The sequence below is a fragment of the Cyclobacterium qasimii M12-11B genome (assembly GCF_000427295.1).
GTDB classification, from domain to species: Bacteria; Bacteroidota; Bacteroidia; order Cytophagales; family Cyclobacteriaceae; genus Cyclobacterium; species Cyclobacterium qasimii.
This window is the reverse complement of record NZ_ATNM01000033.1, coordinates 1-18,866: the sequence shown is the minus strand read 5'-3', so window position 1 is coordinate 18,866 and position 18,866 is coordinate 1. Positions and strand designations below refer to the sequence as shown.

14 protein-coding genes are annotated in these 18,866 nt (G+C 40.5%); 9 read left to right on the top strand and 5 right to left on the bottom strand.

Features of this window, described 5'->3' with window-relative positions; translation table 11 throughout:
• The first annotated feature begins 3 nt into the window (after positions 1 to 3).
• Positions 4 to 888, top strand: a complete 885-nt coding sequence (locus tag ADICYQ_RS03165; protein ID WP_020892184.1) for a sugar phosphate isomerase/epimerase family protein — start codon at positions 4 to 6, stop codon at positions 886 to 888.
• A 65-nt stretch (positions 889 to 953) separates the two neighbouring features.
• Positions 954 to 1,826, top strand: a complete 873-nt coding sequence (locus ADICYQ_RS03160; RefSeq protein WP_020892183.1) for an SMP-30/gluconolactonase/LRE family protein — start codon at positions 954 to 956, stop codon at positions 1,824 to 1,826.
• Between the two features lie 219 nt (positions 1,827 to 2,045).
• Here ADICYQ_RS03160 and ADICYQ_RS03155 read toward each other — a convergent pair whose 3' ends face one another.
• The 3 genes from ADICYQ_RS03155 to ADICYQ_RS03150 form a co-directional block, all read right to left on the bottom strand.
• Complete coding sequence (locus tag ADICYQ_RS03155) at positions 2,046 to 3,539, bottom strand: glycoside 3-dehydrogenase (protein WP_020892182.1); 1,494 nt, start codon at positions 3,537 to 3,539, stop codon at positions 2,046 to 2,048.
• A 98-nt stretch (positions 3,540 to 3,637) separates the two neighbouring features.
• On the bottom strand, positions 3,638 to 4,327 hold the full coding sequence (locus tag ADICYQ_RS28120) for a (Fe-S)-binding protein (RefSeq protein ID WP_020892181.1): 690 nt from the start codon (positions 4,325 to 4,327) through the stop codon (positions 3,638 to 3,640).
• On the bottom strand, positions 4,314 to 6,524 hold the full coding sequence (locus ADICYQ_RS03150) for an FAD-binding and (Fe-S)-binding domain-containing protein (RefSeq protein WP_020892180.1): 2,211 nt from the start codon (positions 6,522 to 6,524) through the stop codon (positions 4,314 to 4,316). The genes ADICYQ_RS28120 and ADICYQ_RS03150 overlap by 14 nt, the downstream gene beginning before the upstream one ends.
• A 192-nt stretch (positions 6,525 to 6,716) precedes the next feature.
• Here ADICYQ_RS03150 and ADICYQ_RS03145 point away from each other — a divergent pair, with 192 nt between their 5' ends.
• From ADICYQ_RS03145 to ADICYQ_RS03115, 7 genes are all read left to right on the top strand, one after another.
• A complete protein-coding gene (locus ADICYQ_RS03145; RefSeq protein WP_020892179.1) occupies positions 6,717 to 8,015 on the top strand; it encodes a Gfo/Idh/MocA family protein in 1,299 nt (432 codons plus the stop codon).
• 35 nt (positions 8,016 to 8,050) lie between these two features.
• A complete protein-coding gene (locus tag ADICYQ_RS03140) occupies positions 8,051 to 8,803 on the top strand; it encodes a 3-keto-disaccharide hydrolase (protein ID WP_020892178.1) in 753 nt (250 codons plus the stop codon).
• A 12-nt stretch (positions 8,804 to 8,815) separates the two neighbouring features.
• Entirely contained in the window at positions 8,816 to 9,700 is an 885-nt protein-coding gene (locus tag ADICYQ_RS03135; RefSeq protein WP_020892177.1) for a phytanoyl-CoA dioxygenase family protein, read from the top strand.
• Positions 9,701 to 9,713: 13 nt separating this feature from the next.
• Complete coding sequence (locus tag ADICYQ_RS03130) at positions 9,714 to 12,833, top strand: PVC-type heme-binding CxxCH protein (protein ID WP_040414298.1); 3,120 nt, start codon at positions 9,714 to 9,716, stop codon at positions 12,831 to 12,833.
• Between the two features lie 34 nt (positions 12,834 to 12,867).
• A complete protein-coding gene (locus ADICYQ_RS03125) occupies positions 12,868 to 13,695 on the top strand; it encodes a 3-keto-disaccharide hydrolase (protein WP_040414297.1) in 828 nt (275 codons plus the stop codon).
• Between the two features lie 70 nt (positions 13,696 to 13,765).
• Positions 13,766 to 14,842: a Gfo/Idh/MocA family protein gene (locus ADICYQ_RS03120; RefSeq protein WP_020892174.1), complete on the top strand. Its 1,077-nt coding sequence runs from the start codon at positions 13,766 to 13,768 to the stop codon at positions 14,840 to 14,842.
• A gap of 63 nt (positions 14,843 to 14,905) precedes the next feature.
• Positions 14,906 to 15,904, top strand: coding sequence for a 3-hydroxyacyl-CoA dehydrogenase family protein (locus ADICYQ_RS03115; RefSeq protein WP_020892173.1), 999 nt, complete (start codon positions 14,906 to 14,908; stop codon positions 15,902 to 15,904).
• A 205-nt stretch (positions 15,905 to 16,109) separates the two neighbouring features.
• Here the strand turns inward: ADICYQ_RS03115 and ADICYQ_RS03110 are convergent, their stop codons facing one another.
• Together ADICYQ_RS03110 and ADICYQ_RS27315 are read right to left on the bottom strand one after the other, a co-directional pair.
• Positions 16,110 to 17,780 (bottom strand): glycoside hydrolase family 88 protein, encoded by a 1,671-nt coding sequence (locus tag ADICYQ_RS03110; RefSeq protein ID WP_020892172.1) that lies wholly within the window; start codon positions 17,778 to 17,780, stop codon positions 16,110 to 16,112.
• A gap of 11 nt (positions 17,781 to 17,791) precedes the next feature.
• A partial coding sequence (locus ADICYQ_RS27315) for a hypothetical protein (protein ID WP_040414295.1) occupies positions 17,792 to 18,866 on the bottom strand: 1,075 nt, incomplete at its 5' end.

The window sequence follows — 18,866 nt, the reverse complement described above, 5'->3', positions numbered from 1 at the left end:
AATATGCCTAAATTAGCAGCATTTCCTAAAGCCTTTATGCAAGCCCTCTGTAAGGATGGAACAATGAAACTAGAAGAGTGGATCCAATTGGCCTCTACTTTAGAGGTTGAGGGTTTGGAATGGTACGCAGGTTTTCTGGACATGGAAGATCAGTCCAAATGGTCAACTTATAGAAAAATGGTGGAGGATACTGGTAAAAGTATTCCAATGATGTGTTGTTCACCAGATTTCACGCATCCTGACAAAGCTTTCCGTGACAATGAAATAGCCAAGCAAAAGCATTGGATCGACATGACCCATACCCTTGGTGGGAATTATTGTAGGGTCCTTTCCGGTCAAAAAAGACCTGAATTGACCTTGGATGAAGGAGTGAAACTCGCAGCAGATTCAATTATGGCTTGTATTCCTTATGCTGAGGAAAGAGGCATTACCCTGATCCTTGAAAACCACTACAAAGATGATTTCTGGGAATATCCTGAATTTGCACAACAAATGGATGTTTTCTGTAAATTGGTAGACAGCATTGACCATCCAAATTTTGGAGTCAATTATGACCCTAGCAACACTTTTCTAGCAGGAGAAGATCCTATTGAATTGTTGAAAAGAGTTTCTGATAGAGTAGTTACCATGCACGCAAGTGACAGGTACTTGAAATCAGGTACAATTGAAGACCTAAGAAAAGAAGAAGGTGGAGCAGTAGGCTATGCCAAAAGGTTGAGCCATGGAGAGATTGGAAAAGGCTTGAATGATTACGATGCGATCTTTACGGAATTGAAACGCGTTGGTTTCGATAGTTGGATCAGTATTGAAGATGGAGTTGATGGCATGGATCAATTGGAGAGAAGTGTAACTTTTCTTCAGAAAAAAATAGCTATTTACTGGCCGTAATAAATAATTTAGTATGAAAAACCGTGCAAATTCTGAATTTGCGCGGTTTTTAAACCTCTTGTGATTTGGAAGCGATATTATTATTGAATGCACAATGTGTTTTAGCTGAAAGTCCAACATGGCTGGCTGATCAGGGATGTTACCTTTGGGTAGACATAGAAAAGGGGCATTTGTACCAACTGAAACCGGAAGTAAGTGGGGTAAAGAAATGGTCTTTTCCGCATAGGCTTACATTAGTAGTTCCCGATGGTAATGGGAAGCTTGTTTTGGCTTTGGATGCAAAACTTGCCCTTTTTGACCCAAACACAGAGAAGTTTGACTGGCTTTGTGACATTGAGAAAGACAAACCTGAAAACCGTTGTAATGACGGGGCCTGTGACAGTGAAGGAAGGCTTTGGGTAGGTACCATGAGCACCAAATTCACAGACCATGCAGGGGCACTCTATTGTGTTGAAAAAGACCTAACGGTTACCAGAAAAATTGAGGATGTATCCATTTCCAATGGGATTTGCTGGTCACTTGACCACAAAACCATGTACTTTATAGACAGCCCAACACGAGAAGTCAAAGCCTATGATTATGACGGGAGCACAGGTAATATCAGTTTCAAAAAGGTAGCCGTTGAGATTCCGGAATCTCTTGGGACACCTGATGGGATGTGCATGGATCAAAATGGAAAACTATGGGTAGCTCACTATGGTGGCTTCGGTGTTTACCAGTGGGATCCTGAAACAGGAGAACAATTGGACAAAATCAATGTTCCTGCACCCAATGTGACTTCCTGTGCTTTTGGTGGAAAAGAAATGAATGAGTTATTGATTACTACTGCTCAGGAAAACATGACTCCTGAAATGCTGGAAAAATACCCTTTGAGTGGAGGCGTTTTTACTTGCGCCATGCCTGTTAAAGGTGCTGAAGTTTTTGGTGTGCGTTTTTAAAAGCAACCCAAAAGTTAATTAAGAATGCTACCGTTTATTCGGGGTTATAAAGAGTTTTAAAAAAGATGTTCAAGAGGTGTTTCCCACTTGAACATCTTTTTTTTACCTTAGTCCCTTGTTTCATTAGCTTAATTTAATCCGAAATATGCCTAATAAGAGGTTGTGTTATCCCTTCTTTAGCAGGTGCATTAGCATTGGCCTTATTATATAAAGTAAGGTTTATAATTGATCCAACTCAACGGGTAATTTCCATCCATCCCTGTATTCGTGACGGATGTACTGTTTAGCGGCTTCCAATGCCTTTGTTTCCATGAATTTACTTTCGAATACTGGCCTTCCATTTCTCATGGAAAAATGCTTGCTCTCAATTACTTTTATTTCATCTCTTGAATTGATATTGGTAAACTTCATGGAAGGGCCATCCCAATGTAACGTCTTGTGAAGACTTTGCAGCCTAACAGCCAAAACGCCTAGAAGTACCATTTCATTGAATGGGCCTGCATAGGCAAAATTGGATGTACTTTCAACCCTGGATTCAGGTGATTCCTTACAGGCTCTTATCCAGTCTTGTTCATGAGGGCCATCCTTGTATCCTTTGGCTTTTGGGATTCGCCTTAAGTGGGAGCTTACTTTCGGTTCCCTTCCCGATAACAATCTCCTGCCCACTCCTCCAGAACCACAAAAGAGCGTATCCTTGGTCCCTAAAAATATACATCCCCCAAGTCTATCTTCCATTAGGTCAATTCCTTCAGGCAATAAGTCTGGTCTGTAAGGCAATAACCCACCATCGTACCAATAAACAGCCACTTCAGGGAGGTTAAAACCATTTATTGGAGACCTCTCAGGGAAATGAAATTTAACTTGCTCAGATTGTGGAGGACTTTCAGTATTAAAAGGGGAGGAATTGCCTTCGATTTGGTCTGGGTAGCCAAGGTTCAGTGCCGCATAAACGGGGTCCAACACATGGCAGGCCATGTCTCCAAAAGCACCAGTGCCAAAATCCCACCAGCCCCGCCAATTCCAGGGAGTGTATATTTCATTATAGGGCCTGTAGGCAGCAGGGCCTAAAAACAAATCCCAGTCTAAAGTTTCAGAAGGAGTCATGGCTTCCTTCGGTCTTTCCAGTCCCTGAGGCCAAATGGGGCGGTTTGTCCAGGTATGCACTTCTTTTACTTCGCCTATTTCGCCATTTTGAATCCATTCGATAACCTCCTTGGCATCGATTCCTGAATTCCCTTGGTTTCCCATTTGTGTAGCTACAGGGTGAATCTTGGCCAATTGCGTGAGTAAACGGGATTCATAAATGGAATGGGTCAGTGGTTTTTGGCAATAAACATGCTTGTCCATTGTTAATGCAGTTGCGGCCACTATTGCATGGGTATGGTCTGGAGTGGCAATCATGACGGCATCAATATCATTCCCCATATCATCAAACATTTCCCTCCAATCATAGTACTTTTTGGCCCTGGGAAAATCCTCAAAACATGGCTTTGAATAAGACCAGTCGGTATCACAGAGGGCCACTATGTTTTCTGATTTCATGGCATTCAGGTTGAGCCTGCCCTTACCACCAATTCCAACTCCAGCAATATTTAATTTGTCACTGGGGGCTTTATGTCCCAAGCCACTTACGACATGAGAAGGCACTATGTAGAAACTGGCAGCACTTGCTGTGGCCTGTTTGACGAATTTTCTCCTGCTATTGTCTTTCATGATGGGATTTTGGCTTATTGTTAGTTATTAGGGTTGATGTAAATTCAAGGTTATTGTTATCCGATTGGTACTGATCAAAAGGTGTAGCCCTTGCTGTTTTATACTTTAGGTTTAATGACCTCGACACAGGAAACCCAGTGCTTGGTTTTTACACCTGTAAAATGACCAATTTGATGGCGGCATGAAAAGCCACATGCTGTAACTGATGTGTTTTCTGGTAATTTCTTAACCGAAGGGAATAATATTTCATCACCTATTTTCTCCGACAAATCGTAATGTTCCTTTTCATAACCAAAAGACCCCGCCATTCCACAGCATCCGGAAGGTATTTCGTCAAATTCTTCGGGGTTGGCTAAAGTTTGTTTCATCGCTTGGGTGCCATAAAGTGCTTTTTGATGGCAATGACCATGTACATGCAATTTCCCTTCTTTGGCTTGAAGTTTAACGTTTATCACACCATTTTTCATCTCCTGGTGTAGAAAGACATCGATCATTAACACGTTGGTTTTTAATTTAGATGCCAGCCCTTCATCAGGTAATAAATCAGGGAAATCATCATTCAAGGCAGAGGCACAACTTGGCTCACAAACCACTACTTTCAGCCCTTTGTCTATGAATTTAACCAATTCCTTGATGGTTACATATCCAGCATCCTTTGCCTCTCTTAAAAACCCATGTGAGATTTTTGGTCTTTGACAACAGCCTACATTGGCCAAAATCACTTCATAACCACAATCATTTAGGAGTTTTACAGCATCTTTTCCAATTTCAGGTTCATGATAATTCAAATAAGTGTCCGCAAAAAAGCACCACCTTTTTTTCGGCCTTTAATAAAAGTTTCTCATTTTGAACGAACCATTTATAGAAAGGTGTTTTTGCATATTGAGGGAGTGTTCGCCGCTTATCAAAACCTGCAATTTTTTCAAGCCCTGATTTGAATGAAGGGCTGGATTGAATTTTATTTATGGTTGAGGACAGAGGACCTGCAAAGCGCCTGGCCATCTTTGGGGCATCGCGGATCATTTTATCTCTTATTGAAGGTCCATGCTTGTCAAAATACAATTGTTGGACCTCACTTTTCATTTTAGCCATGTCCACATTGCTAGGGCACTCAGATTTACATGCCTTGCAACTTAAACATAGGCTTAACGTTTCCTGGAGCCTTTTGCTGGTTAAACCCTCTTCATCCAATTGACCGGACATGGCCATTCTTAATGCGTTGGCCCTTCCTCGGGTGGAATGTTCTTCGTCTCTTGTTGCCTTGAAACTTGGACACATGGTGCCACCCAACAATTTTCGGCATTCACCAACTCCTGTGCACATGTGCACTGATTCTTGAAAGCTTTGTTCTGTTTTGTAAAGGAACTCAGTCTTGTTGGTTTTGTCGGCATAATTTGCCCCATAGCGCAGGTTTTCAGAAATGGTTTGGTTGGAAATTATTTTTCCAGGATTCATCAGGTTTGCTGGGTCGAACAATTGCTTAATTTGTTTAAATGCCTGATAAAGCTCTTTCCCGAAAAACCGTTCGTTAAATGAGCTCCTTACGAGCCCGTCACCATGTTCACCACTCCATGAGCCTCCATACTCCATGACAAGGTTAAAAGTGTCCTCGGCAATGTCTTCTAGTCTCTGGATGTCTATTTGTTGCCTGAGGTCAAGGATAGGTCTCACATGGATAACGCCAACACTCACATGCGCATACATGGCAACGGCTGTGTTGTGTTTTTTGCAAATCTGGAGTGTCCTGTCTATATAATCTTTTAAGTATTGGGTAGGGATACCTGCATCCTCTATAAATGCTAAGGGTTTCTTTTGCCCTTTTATTCCCAACATTAGCCCGAGCCCTTTTTTTCTTACTACCCAGACATCTTCGTATTCAGGTCCTTGAGGGAAGAGGGGATAGGCATATCCCAATCTTTTTTCCTGGAGATCCTTGACCATTGCCATAGGCCTGTCCATTACGTCTTCCATTGTGTCTCCATAAAATTCCACAATTAGAATGGCTTCCGGGTTTCCGCTGATAAAATGACAGTGACGTTGAGTGGTAAGGTTTTCCCGGCTTAGGTCTACTACAATTTTGTCCAATATTTCCACAGCTGAAGGCTTAAATTTCAGTATGGGTGTAACTGCACCTACCGCATCTAGCAAGGCATCAAAGTGAACAACACAAACTGACTTAAACTTTGGCAGAGGAGCAAGATTAAGTTTTAATTCAAGTGTGATGGCTAAAGTGCCCTCACTCCCTGTAATTAGTTTTGATAGGTTCCAATTGTCATCATGGAGGAATTCATCCATGTTATAGCCACCAACTCTCCGCATTACTTTCGGGAATTTGGTCTCGATTAATGCCTTGTTTTTTTCTATGATTTCGGCGAAAGAACGGTAAATTTTCCCTTCCCGATTGTCTTGTTTGGCAACTGTTTTATACTCTTCCCTGGTTTTGTTCTTCAGGTGGAGCAGGGTGCCATCAGCCAAAAGCACTTTTGCCTCAAGGACATGGTCTACGGTTTTTCCGTAAATTATGCTTTTCGTTCCAGAAGAATTATTGCCTACCATACCTCCTACATTGGCCCTACTAGAAGTGGCAGGATCTACTGGGAAATGTAAACCTAAAGGAGCAAGTTCATCATTGAGAACATCTCTGACCTTTCCAGGCTGAACCCTTACCCAACCCTCTTCTCGATTTATTTCAAGCGTTTGGTTCATGTACTTGGAAAAATCAAGAACAATAGAAGCGCCAACGGTCTGTCCCGCTAAACTGGTGCCTCCTCCTCGAGGTAAAATAGAAATTTTGTTTTTATTTGCCCAGGAAATGACTTTCTGTACGTCTGATTCATCCTCCGGAAGGACTACAGCCAAGGGTGTAATTTGGTAAATACTGGCATCTGTAGCATAAATAGCCAAAGAATAGGGGTCATTTAAGACCTCTCCTTTAATTAGGAAAGTAAGCTCATCTGTATTTTCAACAGAACGTTGTAGTGGCATGGGTGTAGTGGGTTTATTGTCAGTCTAGTCAAATATATTATTTTTTACCGAAACAGAACAACTGCAAATATTAAATTGCGAAATGCCATACCTTTTGACATAAAAATTGTTTGAAGTTGATAAGACATATCGTATTTTACGGATTATTCATTTATTCTATAAGACCAATAGGTCTCTAAACAGTTATAAACTATGGATCAAAATAATAAAAACCGCCGATCATTTTTAAAATCTACTGGAACAGCTATTGTAGCCGGATCGGTATTGCCTTTTGGGTTCAATATCAGAGAAGGATTTGCGGCTCAGAAATCCACCCTTAAGGTAGGCCTTATTGGATGTGGTGGTAGAGGAACTGGAGCAGCTGCGCAAGCACTAAAAGCAGATAAGGATGCAGAACTTACTGCAATGGGAGATATTTTCGAAGATTACCTTGACGAATCTTACCAATCGCTTAAAAAAATGAACCCTGAACAGGTAAAAGTTGAGGAAGCAAATAAGTTTGTTGGCTTTGATGCTATTCAGAAGGTGCTCGCCTCAGATGTAGATGTTGTTATATTGACAACTCCACCAGCTTTTAGACCAGCGCACTTTAAAGCAGCTGTAGAAGCAGGAAAGCATGTCTTTTGTGAAAAACCTGTAGCCGTTGATGCCCCTGGAATTAGGAGTGTTTTGGAATCTGCCAGACTGGCTAAAGAAAAAGGGCTTTCCGTGGTTTCTGGATTTACTTATAGGTTTGATAACCCTAAAAGAGCCGTATTTGATCGTATCAAGAATGGAGAAATAGGTGACATTACCAATGTTTTGACTGTCAGAAATGGGGGAGGATTGTGGTACAAAGAGCGTCAGGAAAGTTGGACTGAGATGGAATATCAATTGAGAAACTGGTATTATTATGATTGGTTATCAGGAGATTATATTGTAGAGATGATGGTGCATAGTTTAGACCTTATGTCCTGGGCATTAGGAGATCGTGTTCCAATAAGTGCTACTGGAACGGGAGGAAGACAAGCAAGAACTGAAGAGAAATGGGGTAATATCTATGACCATTTTGCCATAGAGTATCAATATGAGAACAATATTAAGGGTATACATTTTAGTAGGCAGCAAAAAGGTTGCTCTAATATCAACCAAGCAGATTTCACGGGAACTAAAGGGTCTGCAACTATAAATACCGGTAAAAGAATTCATACTACAATGGGGGAAACCAGATGGGATTATGAAGGTGAGTCCAATAACCCATATGATACACAGCATGTGGAATTATTTGCATCCATAAGGGCAGGAGAACCTATGAACCAAGGCGAATTAATGGCTAACAGTACCATGCTGGCAATAATTGGGAGAATGGTTGGTTACAGTGGACAAACCATTACATGGGAAGAAGCGATGAAAAGTGACGTTAAGTTGGGGCCTGATGCGGCAGATTACCGCTGGGATTTAGTTGTTGATGTTCCACAGGTAGCTATTCCGGGCATTACCAAAGCGGTTTAAAAACTTAATATTTTAAAAGATTAAATATGAAGACAATGTATAAGTTTATAACTGCTTTTGTCCTTTTTGGGCTGTTCTCAGAGGTAGTAGAGGCACAAGAAAAGTTGTTTAAATTTGGGACTGAGCAGGACTTAAGTGCTTTGGTTCAAGGTAAAAAAGCCAAGGGCGAATCAATTAATTGGATAGATGTGAACACCGGTAAAGATACCTGGCGTTTTGATGGCGACGAATTGGTTTGTGAAGGATTGCCAATTGGAGTGATTCGTTCTGAAAAGCAATATGAAAATTTCATCATGTATGTAGAATGGAAACACATGTCAGATGGAGGAAATTCTGGCACCTTCGTTTGGTCAGATGCTACTCCGGGACCAAATGAACTTCCTAATGGCCTGGAAGTTCAGATGCTTGAATTGGACTGGGTAAACCAACATAAAAATGACAAAGGTGAGTTGCCTCCAATCGCTTATGTTCATGGTGAATTATTTGGTGTTGGTGGTGTAGAAACGGTACCGGACACGCCTAGAGGAACACGTAGTAAATCCATAGAAAACCGTTGTTTAGGCAAAGGTCAGTGGAATACTTATGTGGTCGTAGCCGTGGATGGTGTAGTTAAACTTTCTGTCAACGGTAAATTCGTAAATGGTATCAGTAAGGCCACCCAAAAAAAGGGCTATATCTGTCTTGAATCAGAAGGTGCTCCGATTCATTTCCGTAACCTCACAGTAACAGAACTGCCAGCAGGAGTTACCTCTCCTGAACAAATCGCTCCTTTATTGCCAAACCCTTAATTGTCATAACAAATGGTTAATGATTTATCAAAAGTTCATGAACTGCTGTCCGAACTTTTCAAATGGCCAAAAAATGAAAAAGAATGGGAGCAATATCGGCTGACAGATGAGCAGGTAACGTTTTTCCATACCAATGGTTATTTACCCAATATTAAATTATTGGAACATTGGCAGGTAGCTCAGCTTAATGAAGAACTGGAAAGTCTAACTGATCCCAATCAGGCAGGTATGGAATTGTTCTACGATTTCGCTTCCAATGAATCTTCAAATCCTGAGACTGTTCTTTTTCATTCCCTGGGACATTGGCGGATTAAGGAAGGGTTTCATGATATATTGTGGAATCCGGCATTTGTCATGGCGGCCAGTCAGTTGCTGGGAGATAATTCAGTTCGCTTCTGGCATGACCAATTGTTTTGCAAGCCTGCCAAGCATGGTGGGGTGGTGGCCTGGCATCAGGATTATTCCTATTGGACCAGATCTGTGCCCATGCAGCATTTAACCTGCTGGGTAGGCTTAGATGATGTGGATGTAGAGAATGGCTGTCTTTATTATGTGCCCAAAAGTCACCAATGGGGTTTGCTAGACAAGCCGGAACTTGCGGGAGATATGGAAGGGCTAATGGAATACCTTACAGAAGACCAAAAGAAGGAGTTTAAGCCCATTCCTATTGAAATGGAAAGAGGCTATGGCGCTTTCCATCATCCGCTTATGGTTCATGGATCCTACGAAAACAAATCAGAAAGATCCAGAAGAGCTTTTGTGTTGAATGTTTTTGCTGACGGCACAAAATCAAACACTGACAAAGAATTGTTGAAAGGTGTTCCGATTTTTGCTCCAGGTCAGAAGTTAGAAGGTCAATTTTTCCCGATGTTATTTGATAGGCAGAAGCCTGCGTAAATTCTTGTTATTCATGCAAAAAGAGAGAAGTAATAGGAATAAATTATTGTTGGGGTTTACCGCGATTGTCGTTCTCTTAGTTATTTGGGCAACTTTAGGTATCTGGGGAGATTCTTCTAAACAAGTAGCAGGAATTGAGGTTCCTGAAGGCTTTGTGATAGAGGAGGCCATTGTGCCTGGTCTTGTTAAATACCCAATGTTTGCGGTTTTTGATGATAAGGGCGGTCTCTTTGTGATGGAATCTAGTGGGCATACTGAAGGAACCGAGGAAATAGTAGCTGAACCAGACTTTCAAATTTTACTTTTGACAGACTCGGATGCGGATGGCATTTTTGACCATAAAACCGTTTACGTTGACAAAATCCCATTTCCTATGGGTGGTGCCTTTGTAGATGGAAGTTTAATTGTCACAGCTTCCCCTGACTTGATCAAGTATACTGACCATGATGGGGATGGGGTGGCTGAAGAAAAGGAAGTGCTAATTACTGGGTGGACTTTGCATCACAATGCAGCTATTCTAAGTGGCCCATTTATGGGGCCAGATGGCTATTTGTACATGGCTGATGCCAGGCGTGGCTTTGATATTCAAAGTCAGGAATTTGTAAATTTCAAAGGTAAAGGAGCCAGAATTTGGCGTTGTTTACCAAATGGCTCTCAATTACAAAGTTTTGCTGGCGGTGGTTTTGATAACGCTATTGAGCTGGTTTTTACCCCTACAGGAGATGTAATGGGGACCATGACGTATTTTACTGATCCTCAAGGAGGTTATAGAGATGCACTTATGCATTGGGTAGAAGACGGGGTGTACCCTAAAGCCAATCCAGTAATTGGAGAAGATAAATTGGTTCGCACAGGTGATTTGATGCCTGTCATGCATAAAATGGCAAGAGTTTCTCCTGCAGGGCTTATGCGTTATGTTGGGAATAAATGGGATGATGCCTACCTGGGCAATTTATTTCATGCAGAATTCAATACCGGTAGAATTGTAAGAACGGTACTTACTCCAAATGGGGCAACTTATGATGCCGGGAGCCAGCATTTTATGACTTCCAGTCTTTCTGATTTTCATCCTACAGATGTTCTTCAAGAGCCGAATGGCAACTTGTTGGTAGTTAATACTGGAGGCTGGTTTATTGCAGGTTGTCCATTAAGTAGAACTGCTAAGCCAGAGGTTTCTGGTGGAATTTTCAGGATTAGGAAAACAAGTAAGCAATCGGATGAGGACGATCTTTGGGGAAATAGTATTGCCTGGGAAAATCTAACTGTTCCGGAATTGGTGGGTCTATTGGACGATTCCAGATTGAAAGTAGCTGAAAAAGCTGGTGAATACCTGCTAAAGCAGCCACTTGTTGCTATTCCCTATTTAGTGGAACTATTAAAAACGCATCCCGATGAAGCAGTAAGGACCAAGTCAGTTTTCTTGTTGTTCAGAACCCAAAATCCAAGAGCCTGGAGTCAGGTAATTGTAGGTTTACAAGACAAAAGTGACCAGGTGAAAATTGCTACTGCCAGGGTATTGGGCTTGGCAGAAGTTATTTCGGCTAAAGGAGAACTGATTAGTTTATTGGAAAATCAAACAAATTTGGCTTTGGCAAGGCAGGTAGCTATAGCTCTTGGACAAATTGGAGACCCTCAAGCCACAAAACCTTTGCTTAACTTATTAAATTCAAGTCCTTCGGATAGGTTTTTAGAGCATGCCGTCATTTTTGCATTGATTCAAATGGAAAATGAAGAAATGCTTTTGGAGGAAATCCAAGAAGGGAAGTTTAATAAAGCAGCCATAATTGCCCTTGATCAAAAGCAAAGTGGAGCATTAAACGAAGGGTTAATTCAGCCTTATCTTAATAACGCTGACAGTACCATAAGAGGAACAGCCCTTTGGGTTTTGAGAAACCATACCGAATGGGAAAATGCTTTTACTAGCTATTTGAAGTATTACTTTACTCAGGACAATGGAGATATCAATGAGCTTACGGCCATTTTACCCTCCTTTGTGAATGCTGATCCAGTTCAGGCTTTTCTTGCTGATGAATTACGAAGTGCCAATAAATCTGCTGAGGAGAAATTCCAGGTATTAAATTTACTGGAAGAAAATCCGCCTAGGGAGATATCTCCCAAATTGAAAAACAGTTTGTTGGCATTACTGAACAACCCCGATGAACGGATACAGAAAGCGGTTATTAATTTGGCAGTACAATTAAAGGCCGATGACTTTCTTGGTAAGTTCAGAAGCATGTTGGCTGCCAACGAAGACAACCCGTCTCTTAAATTAGCCATTTATAAAGGCTTAGCCTCTTTGGGAGAGCCAATAGGAACGGAAGATTTTGAATGGATAGCCAGTCAATTGCTTGTCGAAGGACAACAACCGATGCATGGTGTGTCTTTAAATATCCTTAGAAACTTAAGTTTAGAAGCCTCAGAATTGTCTTGGCTTCTTGATAATGTTTTCTCAGCCGCTCCAAATGGAGATATTTCTTACCTATTGGAATTGTTTGAGGGGGTTAATGAGCCCGATTTACTTCAAAGGCTGGAAGTGAAATTATTGGAACGTAAAAGCGTTTGGGACAATTTGTCTACAGGTCAATTGACCAAGGTCTTCGATAAAAGCACTTCAGGAAAGGTAATTTTAGACAGTCTTGAGACGAGACAAGAAGGTCGCTTGTCACAATTAGAAGAAATGGCTTCAGGTCTGGTAAAAGGTGATGTGGATAGAGGTAGAACCATCTTCTTTGGAAAAGGTGCTTGCAGCACTTGTCATGCGGTAGCTGGAAATGGCCAAACATTTGGACCTGACCTTACCAATATAGGGGAGATTCGATCTAAACATGATATTTTAGAAGCCATGCTCTTCCCCGGTGCAAGTTTTGCACGGGAATATGAAACGGTCTCTTTACAAACCAAGACCCAGAATTACATGGGAATTGTCAAAAAGTATGAAAGTGGAAGGTATGAACTGGCCATAGGACCAGGAAGTACAGTGCAAGTAGATGAGCAGGATATTGTGTCTTTAGAAGAGTCCAATCAATCTTTGATGCCTGCAGGTTTGCTTTCCAATCTAAACAATCAAGAGGTTAGTGATTTGATGCACTACCTACAGTCATTACCGGATGGTATTTATACCAGAGATAAATAATTTAATTAATTTGAACCAATGAAAAAATGCAATTATGCTTAGAAAGTCAAGTTTCTGTTTAGTGTTGTTTTTTGCCCTATGTATGGTGAATTTTTCTGCCATGGCCCAAAGTTTTCCTATTGACCTACCGGAAAGCTGGCAAAAAGGGGAGGCAATTGAGTTATTTAATGGTAAAAATCTAGATCACTGGTACACCTTTATCAAGGATAGAGGAAGAGATGAAGATCCTAAGAATGTTTTTCAAGTAGCTGATGGTTTACTAACAATTACTGGAGAAGAGTGGGGTTGTATCACTACTAACAATCCTTATGACAATTACATATTGAAAACCTCTTTCCGCTGGGAAGGTGAAACCTATGGAGACCGAAAAGAAAAGGCCAGAGACAGTGGTTTTTTAATACACTCTAAAGGTGAAGATGGAGGATACAGTGGCATTTGGATGCATGGCATAGAAGTACAAATCATCGAAGGTGGTACAGGAGACTTTTTAGCGGTTGGAGATGGCACTGAAACTTTCGGCTTAAGTGCTCCCGTTGCTAAGGAAAAACAGGGAAGTTCACATCTTTTTGAACCAGGAGGAGATTTAGTACGCATTAATAAGGGAAGGATTAACTGGTATGGAAGGTCTCCTAAATGGACTGATACCATTAACTTCAGGGGAAAGAAAGAAGTAGAGAAAAAAGCAGGCAAATGGAATGACCTGGAAATCCAAACCTGGGATGGTAATATTGCTGTCTTTTTAAATGGTAAACTGGTAAATTTCGCCACAAATGTACAGCCTGAATTTGGTAGAATTCAAGTACAATCTGAAGGCGCAACAATAGAATTTAAGGAGATTACACTTTATCCACTAATTAAATAATTCGGAAGGGAGTATTTTAATCAACAACCAAAAAACATAAAAGTTAATTTTAATCAACTAAAAAAATACCATGACCCAAAAATCAGTAAAAATATTAGTAGTAGGATGTGGCAATATGGGGGCCTCCCATGCACTGGCTTATCACCAGTTGGATGGATATGAAATCGTAGGCCTTGTTTCAGGCGGTAAAACCAAGGAAGTATTAAATGAAAAACTTGGAGGTGGTTATGCGCTTTATGATGATTTTTATAAAGCAATGGATGCCACTAAACCCGATGCTGTAAGTATATCAACCTATCCGGATACACATGAAACTTTTGCCATTGAAGCAATTGAAAGAGGCTGTGATATATTCGTGGAAAAACCTCTTGCCGATACTGTAGAAGGAGCAAGAAGAGTGGTTAATGCAGCGGCAAAACACAAGAAAAAACTTGTTGTAGGCTATATTTTAAGGCATCACCCTTCATGGGAAAATTTCATTTCTGTAAGCCATAAACTAGGCAAACCGTTGGTAATGCGTATGAACCTTAACCAACAAAGTGAAGGTAAAATGTGGACCCTCCATAGAAACTTGATGAAGAGCCTAAGTCCAATAGTGGATTGTGGTGTTCATTATATCGATGTGATGTGCCAGATGACTCGTTCCAAGCCAGTACAAGTATATGCAATAGGAGCAAGGCTTACTGAAGAGATTCCAGAAGGAAATTATAATTATGGAAATCTTCAGATCAGGTTTGAAGATGGTTCAGTAGGATGGTATGAAGCAGGTTGGGGACCTATGGTCAGTGAGACTGCCTTTTTCATTAAAGATGTGTTTGGCCCTGAAGGATCCGTTTCTATAGTTGCCAAAGAAGCGGGTGGATCAGGAAAATCTGACAGTATAGAAGCCCATACCAAGACAGAGTCTCTTCTTTACCATAGATCTGAGCTTGATGAAAATGAAAAATTTGCTCACGAAGACGAGTGGATTGATCTAACAGACGAGCCAGATCACAATGGCCTATGTAAGCGTGAGCAGGAATATTTCTTGAAAGCCATCCGTGAGGACATTGACTTGACTGATCATATGGAAGATGCCGTAAACAGTCTAAGAATAGCTTTTGCTTGTGACGAATCTGTGAGAACAGGAAAAGTTGTACATTTATAAAATAAATCAATTGAGTAAAGGCTGGCTAATTTAGCCAGCCTTTTTATCCCTTAATCTATAAATATGTCGAGTGAATTTGATCCTAAAAAATTTCCTGTAGGAATAATTGGTTTGGGAATGATGGGTAGTAGTATTGCTGTATGTATGCTAATAGCCGGACATCCTGTAACAGGTGTAGAGTTGGTAGAAGGTGCTCTTGAGGATGCGCGACTTCGGATCAATAACCATTTCAAATTGGCTGAAGAAAAAGGGCTGCTGAATGGCACAACTGAGGATTATCTTAATAAGCTTCATATATCTTCTGACCTGGGCAGCCTTAAGGATTGTCAATTAGTGATTGAGTCAATCAAAGAAGATATAAATATAAAAGGGGAAGTTTTCAAGGCCGTGGATAAAATTGTATCTAAGGATGCTTATATCACAAGCAATACTTCTGCAATTCCCATTACTGATTTACAGGTTTTTGTAAGTCATCCAGAAAGATTTTTTGGATTGCACTGGATGGAACCGGCATTTACCACTCGATTCTTAGAAGTTATTTGTGGAGAAAAAAGTGATTTGGATAAAGCACAATTTCTTTATGGGCTTGGAGAATTGTGGCAAAAAGAAACAGTTTTACTTAAGAAAGATATCCCTGGCTTTATTGCCAATAGGCTTATGTATGCCATGTACAGAGAAGCCATGCACTTAGTAGATGAGGATTATGCTTCTGTGGAAGATGTAGACAGGGCTTGTCGCAATGTGGCAGGTTATTTTATACCAATGATGGGCGTATTTCGTTGGATGGATTTTACAGGAATTGCTTCTTACAGAAAAGTAATGAAAGACCTTTTTCCAACATTGGATAATTCGGATGCACCAGGCAAACTCATCAATAAAATTGTGGATGAGGGAGGTCTAGGGATCACCAATGGGAAAGGTTTTTATGAATATACGGAAGAGGAAAAAGAGGTTTGGCAAAAACTTTACAGTGACTTCTCCTTTGAGATCAGAGACCTTACCTTAAAGTATCCAGCAGATATTGTTCAGCAAAAATTGAAAGAAAAGAAAGAGGAGAAGTGAAAAAACGGCTAATTGTTCGTTTTCTAATTTTAAATATATATTAGAGTCTTTATAGGGGATTTTTAATACAGGGTTTCAAGCATTTCAGAATTCATTGTGAAACGATTGAAACCCTTTTTTTTATCTTGTTACTATTAAAAGCTTGGTATAAGCTAACACCATAGCGTTTAATTCTCTATTCAATTACTGAAAAATAAGACTTAAATCATTTTTCCAATGGTACAACAATTAGGGATATCTGTTGTCCTTTTTCAAGACTAATCTCAATTCCATCTACAAGTTCTTCACCACGGTAAGTATGTGCTGTTCCCCCTTTTGAAAACGTGACCTTGTACTTTTGGCCTTCAGTGACGGTAAACCACTCAGGAAGTTGATTGATTCTGGGATAGTCCATAGGCAATTTGAAAATGGTTTTGTGCCTCGGTCGGTCAAATTGAATTTTACCTTCCCAGTCTGAATCACTCACCATGCTGATTAAAATGCCTTTGTCCATAGGAGTAGCTCCGAGATAAAGTTGCTCTTTCCATGGAGAAGCTGTTACTCCCTGACTTTTCCATAAGGAATACATGATGCTGGTACGTGCAAAATTCCCATCCCCATGCCATCCTTCAATGACGCCTGTGTTTCTAAAATCCTCAGTATTTCTTCTGTGAGAGGAATCCTGAAGTGACCACATGTGCTGAATTTCACTGTCAATCCATTCCTTGGTCCCAGTTAAGGATTCTCTATTGTATAAATTTAAAGCACTTTCAATTGCATCGGCATAACCATCTGCACTTCCTTCTTCCCAGTCAAAATTGGTGTATTTATGGAGGTTTCCCATGGCCTTAAGAACTGCTTTTTGATAGGGCTGATAATTGTCTTGCAGAAAAACACTGTAATAGGCATTGTACGTGTATCCATAGGTGTCTGCGATTTCTTCGTCTAAGATTTCTCCCGTTTGAGGGTTAATTTGGTTGTAAAATAGTCCGTCTTCGTTTGTGCCAACTTCCAGTATTCTATCCAACATTCTGTAAATAGGTGCCTTATAAGCAGCACTTTTCTCAGGATCACTATTGGCTACCGCAACATACAGTTCGCACAACCCTGATACGATTTCACAACCATGGTCTCTAAGTCTAAGTACTTCAACATCGTCTGTAGGATGGTGCCCACCCAGAAGGTAATAATCTCCCAATCGTTTGGCCCAGTCCAGGTATTTCTCCTCTCCGGTCATCCAATACACCCGAGACAAAGCCTGTAGCAATTCACCATTAACTTCTACATTCAAAGAAGGGATGAGGCCATAGGGCGTTTCATAAGAGGCATTTTTCCAAATATCATCAATCAAGCCGATCATTCGCTCTGACCAAGGCGTTTCCCCTATGTATTCTGTTAAAGGCAAGAGGCCATCCTTGATGTATTCAGAGGAACCGAAAATAATTTCCGTTTTATCAATCTCCTCATTCTCAAATCCTTCTTTCGAAAATGAATAAGTATCTGGAAGTCTGTCCAATCTGGAAGTCAGTTTAATTTCGGTTTGCAGGATTTCAGACATTTTCCCCTCATATAGCTCTTTGTCTAAAATAGCCGAAGTAAGTACCATGAAAGGATAGTTGTCTGCCGCTGCATCTCTGGCGTTCCAAATGTCTTTGCTTTCCCTAAGGTTTTTTGGAATCAATCCGGATTTTTTGTCTGCATATTCTAGCCATGCGTGCACAAAATAAATGCTTCTTCGGTATCCTTCATGGGCAAGATAGCCATTTTCTAGTGCTGCTTTTTGATCTGCTTCACTCGCTATCGGTACGGCTTGTTGGCAGGAGCTTAAATAGAAGGTTGAAGCTATAAAAAGGAAACTAAAAGTCTGGAGAATTTGGGTTTTAAATTGATGTAGCATTGATTATTTTATTATTCTAAAACGATCCCTTCCTCGAAGGTGGCTTTTAATAGTTGATGTGGTTGGGACTTACTTAGGTAGTAAATACCAGCATTTTCAACATGGTAACTTTCGATAAATAAACTGTTTTTCAGGCCTTGAAACTTTACATTTATTTTATATGCCGGTTGATTTTCTATGATTACTTCTTCGGTTACCTTTATGGAGGCATGAATATAATCAGGAATTATCAATTGTCTTTCGGTTTGTTCGGTTTTTGTTGTTATTATTTGGTTTTGGACCGAGAGGTCGAAAAACCCAAGATTGGTTTCAAAACCCAAAGAAAAAGGGAGTTGTTTTAATACACCATAAAACTGGTAAATATCGTATAGTCCAGGATTAGCGGGGATGGAAAGTTGTTGTTCGCCCTGAAGAGGATTGTTCGCTATTAGGGTAATTGTATCCCCATAATGGATTTGAATGTTCGTATTATTAATTTTATACTGCCTTAATAGTGGAAACAAGGCTTTTTCATCCAATAATAGTTCATAGGAGGACTTTTCCATCCGATTGAATTTCTTTGCGTCAGTGGTACTATGGGTATTTTCCATAGCCTCTTTTTCTTGTTCACGAAATTCTGTTACCGTAGTGATTAGAAATGCTTCAAAATCGTCATTTTCAGCTGCGGTGGTCTGTAGCTTATTTTCCATAAAAAGCTGCAAAACAGCTTTTTTTAACTGTATAGTGTCACTGTCTTCGTCAAAGGATTTGAAGATTTCGGTGAAGCCCCCATTTATGGCATTAACCTGATCCATGCTAAGTGTTGGGTCATCTTCCTTTCCTACAGGTTCAGCAGAGATTACATTTCGTATAACAAGTTTTTTGGGTTTGGATTCCTCTATTATTTCTTCAATTTGAAACTTCCAAATTGGGTCGGACCTGAATTTTACGGTTAAATTCTCTTTCCATGTTGAAGGGCTTTCTACCGAATTACTCGTCCCTATTCCAAGATTCATACCATTGAGAGCAGAGTTATGCATACCTACTATTACAGGCATGGGTTTGGGATCAATGGCTATGGAATTACTCGATAGGCTTGATTTTAAC